We start from the raw sequence: 9,220 nt of genomic DNA on the forward strand, positions 1-9,220 counted from the left end.
GAGCGGGTCGAGTCGCTGGGCGCCGCCAAGGCGCTGGCCAAGGTGGCCGAGGAGGAGCAGCCGGGCCTGGTGATCCTCGGCAAGCAGGCCATCGACACCGACAACAACCAGACCGGCCAGATGCTGGCGGCCCTCACCGGCCTGCCCCAGGGCACCTTCGCCTCCGAGGTGAAGGTCGAGGGGGAGAAGTTCCAGGTGACCCGCGAGGTCGACGGCGGCCTGCAGACCGTCGAGCTGAGCCTGCCCGCCATCATCACCACCGACCTGCGCCTGAACGAGCCGCGCTATGCCAAGCTGCCGGACATCATGAAGGCCAAGAAGAAGCCCCTGGACGTCAAGACCCCGGCGGATCTCGGTGTCGAGGTGGCCTCCAAGGTCAAGCTGCTCAAGGTCGAGCCGCCGGCCGAGCGCCAGGGCGGCGTCAAGGTGGGCTCCGTGGATGAGCTGGTCGACAAACTCAAGAACGAAGCCAAAGTGCTTTGATAGGAGCTGATCTCATGAGCATTCTGGTACTCGCTGAACATCACGACGGCGCCCTGGCCTGCGCCACCGCCCATGTGGTTTCCGCTGCCAAGCAGATTGTCAAAGAGAGCGGTGGCGATATCGATGTGCTGGTGGCCGGCGAAGGCGTCGCCGCCATCGCCGAGGCCGCCGCCAGGCTGGACGGCGTCTCCCGCGTGCGCGTGGCCGACCACGCCGCCTACGCCCACCTGCTGGCCGAGCCCACCGCGGCGCTGCTCAACGAGCTGGCCGGCGATTACACCCACCTGCTGGCGGCCGCCTCCACCACCGGCAAGAACGTGCTGCCCCGCGTCGCCGCCCTGAAGGACGTCGCCCAGATCTCCGAGATCATCGCGGTGGAGTCCCCGGACACCTTCAAGCGCCCGATCTACGCCGGCAACGCCATCGCCACCGTGCAGAGCGAGGACGCCCTCAAGGTGATCACCGTGCGCACCACCGGCTTCGATGCCTGCCCTGATAGAGGGACCGAGAGTGGCAGTGCCGCCGTCGAGGCGGTGGACGTCGTGGCCGACAACGCCCAGTCCACCTTCCTCAAGGAAGAGCTGGCCAAGTCCGACCGCCCCGAGCTGGGTGCCGCCCGGGTGGTGATCTCCGGTGGCCGCGGCATGGGCAACGGCGAGAACTTCAAGCTGCTCGACGGCATCGCCGACAAGCTGGGCGCGGCCATCGGTGCCTCGCGCGCCGCGGTGGACGCCGGCTTCGTGCCCAACGACATGCAGGTGGGCCAGACCGGCAAGATCGTCGCGCCTGAGCTCTACATCGCCGTGGGTATCTCGGGTGCCATCCAGCACCTGGCCGGCATGAAGGACTCCAAGGTGATCGTCGCCATCAACAAGGACGAGGAGGCGCCGATCTTCCAGGTGGCCGACTATGGCTTGGTCGCCGACCTCTTCCAGGCGCTGCCGGAGCTTGAGGGGCGTCTCTAACCCTCCCGCAACCCCTGATCATCATGACGCCGAGGCCAAAAGCTCTCTCGGCTTGCCGGCGGGAAGGAGTCGAACTCTGACCCGTCGGCTTTATTCTTCGACAGTGGGACTTTTCATGACATCGGTAACCGAACGCGATTCGATGGACTTCGATGTGGTCATCGTCGGCGCCGGGCCTTCGGGGCTGGCCGCGGCGTGCCGGCTGATGCAGCAGGCCAATGCCGCCGAGCAGGAGCTCAGCGTCTGCGTGGTAGAGAAGGGCTCCGAGGTGGGCGCCCATATCCTCTCCGGCGCCGTCTTCGAGCCCCGCGCCCTGGCCGAGCTCTTCCCCGACTGGGAGGAGCGCGGCGCGCCGCTGACCACCCCAGCGATCCGCGACGAGCTCTACCTGCTCAAGGATGCCGAGAAGGCCCAGAAGCTGCCCAACGCCCTGGTGCCGAAGTCCATGCATAACACCGGCGGAGACCTCACCCGCTATGTGATCAGCGCCGGCAACCTGTGCCGCTGGCTGGCCGAGCAGGCCGAGGGCCTGGGCGTGGAGATCTTCCCCGGCTTCGCCGCCCAGGAGGCGATCGTCGAGGAGGGGGTGGTCAAGGGCATCCTGATCGGCGACATGGGCGTGGGCGCCGACGGCGAGCCCAAGGACAGCTACATGCCAGGCATGGAGCTGCGCGCCAAGTACACCCTGTTCGCCGAGGGCGCCCGCGGCCATATCGGTAAGCGGCTGATCCGGGAATATGACCTCGACGCCGGCCGCGACCCCCAGCACTACGGCATCGGCCTGAAGGAGCTGTGGGACATCCCCGCCGAGCAGCACGAGCCCGGCCTGGTCCTCCACGGCTCCGGCTGGCCGCTCGACAAGTCCACCCACGGCGGCTGGTTCCTCTACCACGCCGAGAACCAGCAGGTGGTGGTGGGCCTGATCATGGACCTCTCCTACCGCAACCCCTGGCTGTCGCCCTTCGACGAGTTCCAGCGCATGAAGCACCACCCGGTGCTGGCCAAACACCTCGCGGACGGCAAGCGCATCGCCTATGGCGCCCGCGCCATCACCAAGGGCGGCCTCAACTGTCTGCCCAAGATGTCCTTCCCGGGTGGCCTCTTGATCGGCTGCGACGCCGGCACCTTGAACTTCGCCAAGATCAAGGGGCTGCACACCGCCATGAAGTCCGGCCTGGTGGCCGCCGAGGCGGTCTTCGAGGCCATCAGTGCAGGTGATGAAGGAGGGCACGAGCTAACGACCTTCAATGTCATGTGGGAGTCCAGCTGGGCCTACGCCGAGCTAAAGGGGAGTGCCAGCTTCGGCCCGGCGATCCACAAGTACGGCACCGTGGGCGGCGGCGCCTACAACTTCCTCAACCAGCTGCTCGGCGGCAAGCTGCCCAACGTCCACGACACCACGCCGGATCACGCGGCGCTCAAGCCCGCCGCCGCAATCGAGAAGATCGACTACCCCAAGCCCGACGGCAAGCTCTCCTTCGACAAGCTCTCCTCGGTGTTCCTGTCGAGCACCAACCACGAGGAGGACCAGCCCTGCCACCTGCGCCTGGCGGACCCGGAGCTTCCGATCCGCGACAACCTGCCCGAGTATGCCGAGCCCGCCCAGCGCTACTGCCCGGCCGGGGTCTACGAAGTGATCGAGGGGGACGACGTCAAGCCGCAGTTCCAGATCAACTTCCAGAACTGCGTGCACTGCAAGACCTGCGACATCAAGGACCCGGCCCAGAACATCACCTGGGTGGCGCCCGAGGGCGGCGGCGGGCCCAACTATCCCAATATGTGAACCTAAGTTTCTAATATGGAGCATGTTATGAGCGACGTATTCCTCTGCCATCCGCGGCGCAGCGCCGTGGGCCGCTTCGGCGGCACCCTTTCCAGCGTGCGCCCCGACGACCTGGCGGCCACCATCTTCAAGGCGGTGCTGGCCGAGACGCCGAATCTCGACCCTGCCGCCATCGAAGAGGTCTTCATGGGCTGCGCCAACCAGGCCGGCGAGGACAACCGCAGCGTGGCGCGCATGTCGCTGCTGCTGGCGGGCATGCCGGTATCCATCCCCGGCACCACCCTGAACCGCCTGTGCGGCTCCGGCATGGACGCGGTGGGCACCGCCTTTCGCGCCATCAAGGCCGGCGAGATGGACCTGGCGCTGGCCGGTGGCGTGGAGTCGATGTCCCGGGCCCCCTACGTGATGGGCAAGGCCGACAGCGCCTTCTCCCGGGGCCAGCAGATCGAGGACACCACCATCGGCTGGCGTTTCATCAACCCGCTGATGCAGAAAGCCTACGGCGTCGACTCGATGCCGGAGACCGCCGAGAACGTGGCCGAACAGTTCAAGATCTCCCGCGAGGACCAGGACGCCTTCGCCCTGCGCTCCCAGCAGAAGGCCGCTGCCGCCCAGGCCGCCGGCCGCTTCGCGCTGGAGATCACTGCCATCGAGATTCCGCGCCGCAAGCAGGAACCGCTGCGCTTCGACCAGGACGAGCACCTGCGTGCGACGACGCTCGAGAAGCTCGCCGGGCTACCGACGCCGTTCCGGGAAGGTGGCAGCGTCACCGCCGGCAACGCCTCCGGGGTCAACGACGGCGCCGCCGCCATGCTGGTGGCCAGTGCCGCTGCGGTGGAGCAGCACGGCCTCACCCCCATGGCGAAGATCCTCGGCATGGCCACCGCCGGCGTCGAGCCGCGCATCATGGGCATCGGCCCGATGCCCGCGGTGCAGAAGCTGCTCGCGCGCACCGGCGTGTCGCTGGACGAGATCGACGTGATCGAGCTCAACGAGGCCTTCGCCGCCCAAGCGCTCGCCTGCCTGCGCGAACTGGGGATTGCCGACGACGACCCGCGGGTCAACCCCAACGGCGGCGCCATCGCGCTGGGCCACCCGCTGGGCATGTCCGGCGCCCGCCTGCTGCTGACCGCGGCCCACGAGCTGCAGAAGAGCGGCAAGCGATACGCCCTGTGCACCATGTGTGTGGGCGTGGGTCAGGGCATTGCGACCTTGATCGAGAGGGTTTGAGGACCCGTCCTAGCATTCTGCTGGGGTCATGTGTTGTTGGCCACTACAAGCGAATGGGTCTGATGAGCTTGATCACGAAGGTGGAGCGAGCCGTAACCCCATGAATGTCAAAGCAAAAAACCTTAAGTCAGGGAAGGGGTGGGTCGGGGGTTGCGGCTAAAGTCGCATACCTGGCCTTCGGCATAGCAAAGTAGTCTACGGACTAAATGCGAATCAAAAGTCCGCATAGCGTTCATTTCAATTATGAAGGAGCAAAATATGAATAAGCTGCTCAACGCACTCTGCGTGGCAACCTGTGGCGGCGCAGTGGCGCTGACGCTGGCCGTCTCCAGCGCTCAAGCATCGGAATGGCCTACTGGTGACGTCCGCTTGGTGGTGCCCTATGGGCCCGGCGGCACTACCGACGTTCTGTCGCGACGAGTGGCGGACCTGCTGAAGGATGAGATTGGTGCGAATGTGGTAGTAGAAAATCGCCCAGGTGCTGGCTCCACGGTGGCCACCGGCCGGCTTGCCCGCGGTGGTCGCGATGCTGCTCATACTATCCTGATGGCTTCACCCGGCCACACCATTGGTGCTGCCATCTATCCCAACCTGGCCTACGACCCGGTTGAGGACTTTGTGTTTATCCAGAACATGCTGGATATCCCAAATGTCATGGTGGTTCCGGCCAACAGCCCGTACGAGAGCGTGGTGGAGTTCATCGAGGCCGCTCAAGACCAGAACATGTCATTCAGCAGTCCCGGTGTAGGTAGTTCTGTGCATATGTCTGGTGAGCTGTTCAAGACGCTGACAGGCTCGAATATGACAAACGTGCCATTTGCTGGCAGTGGCGCGGCGTTGCCGGCTCTCCTCGGTGGGGACGTTGACGTCTCCTTCGAGAACATGCCCACGGTATTCTCTCACATCCAGTCAGGTGACCTCAGGGCACTGGCTGTGACCTCCGAAGAGCGTTCGGAGTATCTCCCCGATGTGCCGACTTTGAAAGAGATCGGCGAGTATAATCTTGATCAGTTTGTCACCACTGCTTGGTTTGGTCTGATCGCTCACAGCTCCTTCCCTGACGAGGCTTTCGCCACGATGCAGGAAGCTCTCCAAAAAGTAATGGAGCGTGAGGAGTTCACCAGCTTCGTAGAGCAGCTGGGAGGGGAGAAGGGAACTGTTGCTGGCGACGATTTCAAGGCCTTTGTCGCCGATGAAGTGACCCGCTGGGATGGAGTGGCGGCGGAGGCCGGTATTCGCCAGGAGTAAGTCACTTTTCTGTCACGGCATGGTGAGGCGAGGGCACGTTGCCCTCGCCTCAGTGGTTTCCATGCGGAGTTTTTACACGTGAAAGGGTTTTTCCCGATGACGAAGTCTCACCCTTCCCACCGCATGCTGGTCAAAGATTCCTTGGATGTGGTCGCTGGAGTGCTGCTGCTGTGCTTTTCGCTGCTGCTTTTACTGTATTTGATTCCCAATCACATTGGAGAACCGCCCATTCTGCAGAATCCGATGATGTCGCCGCGCTGGCTGCCGACCATCGTCGGGTGGCTACTCGTGGTATTTTCAGCCCTCATGATTATCCAAGGGGTGCTGGTCGCTGACGATGGTGAGGAGAGCGGGCGTCGCTTCGAGCGTGGTCCATGGTTACGTTTTGCGCTGATGGTGTTGGCACTAGTGGTATATGTTGGCCTGTTCGAGATGCTGGGCGCCATCATTAGCGGAATTCTCGCCACTCTGATCCTGTTTGTCGCCCATCCTGTGCGCACCTTGCGGGTCTACAGTCTGGCCGTTGCCTTCCCGGTAGGCGTATCGCTGCTGTTTACCGAGGTCATGAACGTTCCGCTTCCGATGCTGCCGTTCTGATCCGATGGCCATCCTCAAGATCTGGTGAGATATGGATAATATTACTGAAGTACTACAGTTATTCCTTGCGACAGAGAACTTTATCGCGATAGCGGTAGGGGTGGTGGTTGGTGTCACCGTCGGCTCGATCCCTGGTCTTACCGCCACCATGGCGGTGGCCCTGGCGCTACCCTTTACATTCTCCATGGAGCCGGTGGCCGCCATCCTGTTGCTTGTGGGGATCTATAAGGGGGGCATGTATGGCGGTTCGATTACCGCGATTCTGATCCGTACGCCGGGATCGCCGGCATCGGCCTGTACGTTGCTGGATGGCTATCCGCTTGCCCAGCAGGGGAATGCGAAAAAAGCGCTAAAGATGGCGCTCTACTCCTCTGTCATTGCAGACTTTATCTCTAATATTGCGCTCATCTTCTTTGCCGCCTATCTGGCCAAGATAGCGCTCAACTTTGGTGCCCCAGAGTTTTTCTGGCTGATTTGCTTCTCACTGACCATCATTATATCGCTGGCCAGTGGCTCCATGATCAAGGGGCTGATTGCGGCCCTGCTGGGCATCCTGCTCTCATTGGTAGGGTTGGATTCAGTGTTTGGCTCTCAGCGGCTGACCTTTAATAATTATAACCTGATGGACAGTATCTCGTTCATTCCGCTGTTGATTGGGCTTTTTGCGATTCCTGAGATTATCGAATTCTACCGAAAGAAAGTGGTCCCGCACCTGCGCGCGAAGGCGAGCGGCGTCGGCGTGACAATGGCTGAGTTTAAGCGAAGCATCAAGAGCATTGTTCGTGGTAGCCTGATTGGCGTGGTGATTGGCGCTATTCCTGGGACAGGCGCTACCGCGGCAGCGTTCATCTCTTACAGTGATGCCAAGCGGCGTTCCCCCAATCGCGATAAGTTTGGGAAGGGAGAGGTGGAAGGTGTTGCCGCCTCAGAGGCGGGGAACAACGGCGTGGCTGGTGCCACCATGATTCCGCTGCTGTCGCTGGGTATTCCCGGTGACGTCATTACGGCCATTATCCTGGGTGCCTTCATGGTCCATGGCTTGACGCCGGGACCGATCCTGTTCCAGGAAAATCTCCCTCTGATCTATGCGCTGTTCCTGGGGATCATGCTGAGTTCAGTGATCTTGCTGTTCGTTGGTAACGCAGCAATTCGCTATTTTTCGCTGATTGCTGATATTCCCAAGGCGATTCTTTTTCCGATCGTGCTGATGTTCTGTGTGTATGGGGCATATGCGGTCAATAATGATACCTTCGATGTGTGGTTGATGTTGGCCTTTGGACTGCTCGGCTATGTGTTCAATCGTACCGGGATACCAGCAGCTCCCTTCTTGATTGGTTTTATCCTGGGTCCGATGTTCGAAGATAACCTGCGTCGCTCACTGCTGATTGGCTCCAACGACCTGTCGATCTTTGTGCGCGGTCCGATCACTTGGTTCTTTATTGCTCTAACGGTCGGCTCCATTTCGCTGGCCATCTATCGCCTCATTACGGCACGCAAAGAACCGAAACGAAGCGTAGATGAGTCCAGTACATGATGCCAAGGGCATAGTGCCCGTGATATTGCACCGGTCGGTGGGATCGACCGGTGCGTAAGGGAATCGAGCCGGCCACCATTTGAGGCCGGCTCTCCTGTTGCCAGGGAGGCTGATTGCCGGTGAAATTTTTTGGAAGAGATCTGGTTACAACCAAATGGACTAGTCACCTGCTTGCAGGTATTGTGGTGCTGGCAATTGCGCACATGTTGAGTGGCGCATTAATTATCGCAAGCTTGGCTCAGTTGCTGTTGGTGTTGTTTCTTTTGTTGGGATGGCCTCGATTCAGTTCGATGGCGCGCCTCTTGGTTATTGCCTGCATCCTAATGTCTCTTTTCGCCATTTGGTGGCTCCCTGCTCCTTGGGTAGTGCTGCATGAGGCGGCAGCTGGATTCGTTTTCCTCGCGGCGTTTATGACCGTACTGGCCTTATTGCGCCTCCCTGCCTATCGCTCAAAGCTAATTCATCGCTGTGGTCAGAGTCTGTTGATGCAGCCACCGACCTGGCGTTATCCGATGCTCTCGTTGGGTTCCACATTGTTTGGCATCGTGCTGAATTTTGGTGTATTGAATCTGTTCATGTCGATGATTGACAAGGCCAATACCCTCGGCGCTGCTCAGGGGAGAGTGTGGGTGCAGGAAGTGCGTCGTCGTCGCATGTTGTTAGCAACCTTGCGAGGCTTCACCCTGGCGCCGCTGGTCTCACCGTTGGGTATCGGTGTCGCAGTGGTGTTGGGCAACCTGGAGTCGCTAACTTGGGGAGAACTGTTTCCCTATGTGCTAGCATCTGCCACCGTATTGTTTTTGCTGGGATGGGGCTGCGACCAGCTTGCAGGTCCGCGTCCAAGAGCCGTTAAAACGTAAGCGTTCATTCCAAGACGTAGTTGACCTACTTCACGTCACGGAGGGGCCTTAATAACTCCGGCGAGACCTTGTATTGCTTCCTGCCATCCTCGCCCAGCACGATCACACTCTTGCGGTTGATCTTGGTGACGATCCCCAATACCGGGCCTTCCCGGCCCTCGAAGGTCACCTTCAGGCCAACCCGCAACTGACTCAGCGCCTGGAGATTTGCCTGATCCCGGAGCTCATCAATGCGTCGGCAGATATACTGATTCAGTTCCAGCAACTGGTCGATGCTCATGTCATCAATGCGCATGAACGGTGGCCTCCGGCTGTGGGTTCTGGCGATCAGGATGACATGGGTCGATCAGCGCCCGTAACGGGTTCTCGGCGAACCGGGTTTTCCAGAGTCGGGGCGTCAGGTCGCTGACTTCAAGGGCCGGGTGCTGGCTGATGCGTTGCAGCACGTCCACCAGATATGTGTACGGGGTAATATCGTGCAGCTTGCAGGTGCTGATCAGGCTCTGGATGATGCCCAGGT

At 61.1% G+C, this 9,220-nt stretch carries 9 protein-coding genes and 1 pseudogene; 8 read left to right on the forward strand and 2 right to left on the reverse strand.

Going from position 1 to position 9,220, the window contains the following annotated elements:
• The 8 genes and pseudogenes from Q0602_RS25025 to Q0602_RS25060 form a co-directional block, all read left to right on the forward strand.
• Positions 1-483 (forward strand): annotated as a pseudogene (locus Q0602_RS25025) (electron transfer flavoprotein subunit beta/FixA family protein); the annotation flags it as partial.
• A gap of 14 nt (positions 484-497) precedes the next feature.
• Positions 498-1,448, forward strand: a complete 951-nt coding sequence (locus Q0602_RS25030; RefSeq protein ID WP_228169033.1) for an FAD-binding protein — start codon at positions 498-500, stop codon at positions 1,446-1,448.
• 115 nt (positions 1,449-1,563) lie between these two features.
• Positions 1,564-3,231 carry an electron transfer flavoprotein-ubiquinone oxidoreductase gene (locus Q0602_RS25035; protein ID WP_228169032.1) on the forward strand — a complete coding sequence of 556 codons (1,668 nt, stop codon included), beginning with the start codon at positions 1,564-1,566 and terminating at the stop codon, positions 3,229-3,231.
• 27 nt (positions 3,232-3,258) lie between these two features.
• On the forward strand, positions 3,259-4,461 hold the full coding sequence (gene pcaF, locus Q0602_RS25040; RefSeq protein WP_228169031.1) for a 3-oxoadipyl-CoA thiolase: 1,203 nt from the start codon (positions 3,259-3,261) through the stop codon (positions 4,459-4,461).
• A gap of 258 nt (positions 4,462-4,719) precedes the next feature.
• A complete protein-coding gene (locus Q0602_RS25045; RefSeq protein ID WP_228169030.1) occupies positions 4,720-5,709 on the forward strand; it encodes a tripartite tricarboxylate transporter substrate binding protein in 990 nt (329 codons plus the stop codon).
• A 78-nt stretch (positions 5,710-5,787) separates the two neighbouring features.
• Complete coding sequence (locus tag Q0602_RS25050) at positions 5,788-6,306, forward strand: tripartite tricarboxylate transporter TctB family protein (RefSeq protein ID WP_298848978.1); 519 nt, start codon at positions 5,788-5,790, stop codon at positions 6,304-6,306.
• Between the two features lie 31 nt (positions 6,307-6,337).
• The gene (locus Q0602_RS25055) at positions 6,338-7,840 is read left to right on the forward strand and encodes a tripartite tricarboxylate transporter permease (protein ID WP_228169028.1); all 1,503 of its coding nucleotides are present in this window, start codon (positions 6,338-6,340) and stop codon (positions 7,838-7,840) included.
• Positions 7,841-7,953: 113 nt separating this feature from the next.
• Positions 7,954-8,700 (forward strand): hypothetical protein, encoded by a 747-nt coding sequence (locus tag Q0602_RS25060; protein ID WP_228169027.1) that lies wholly within the window; start codon positions 7,954-7,956, stop codon positions 8,698-8,700.
• A gap of 25 nt (positions 8,701-8,725) precedes the next feature.
• Here Q0602_RS25060 and Q0602_RS25065 read toward each other — a convergent pair whose 3' ends face one another.
• Positions 8,726-8,995, reverse strand: coding sequence for a hypothetical protein (locus Q0602_RS25065; RefSeq protein WP_228169026.1), 270 nt, complete (start codon positions 8,993-8,995; stop codon positions 8,726-8,728).
• A partial coding sequence (locus tag Q0602_RS25070; RefSeq protein WP_298848981.1) for a transposase domain-containing protein occupies positions 8,985-9,220 on the reverse strand: 236 nt, incomplete at its 5' end. The genes Q0602_RS25065 and Q0602_RS25070, both read right to left, overlap by 11 nt.

The sequence above is a fragment of the uncultured Salinicola sp. genome, assembly GCF_937921195.1.
GTDB lineage: Bacteria > Pseudomonadota > Gammaproteobacteria > Pseudomonadales > Halomonadaceae > Salinicola.

Excerpts from the sequence above, each read along its gene's own strand:
- pcaF (WP_228169031.1), top strand. The coding sequence starts at position 3,259 with ATGAGCGACGTATTCCTCTGCCATCCGCGGCGCAGCGCCGTGGGCCGC.
- Q0602_RS25065 (WP_228169026.1), bottom strand. The coding sequence starts at position 8,995 with ATGCGCATTGATGACATGAGCATCGACCAGTTGCTGGAACTGAATCAG.
- Q0602_RS25045 (WP_228169030.1), top strand. The coding sequence starts at position 4,720 with ATGAATAAGCTGCTCAACGCACTCTGCGTGGCAACCTGTGGCGGCGCA.
- Q0602_RS25030 (WP_228169033.1), top strand. The coding sequence starts at position 498 with ATGAGCATTCTGGTACTCGCTGAACATCACGACGGCGCCCTGGCCTGC.
- Q0602_RS25055 (WP_228169028.1), top strand. The coding sequence starts at position 6,338 with ATGGATAATATTACTGAAGTACTACAGTTATTCCTTGCGACAGAGAAC.
- Q0602_RS25035 (WP_228169032.1), top strand. The coding sequence starts at position 1,564 with ATGACATCGGTAACCGAACGCGATTCGATGGACTTCGATGTGGTCATC.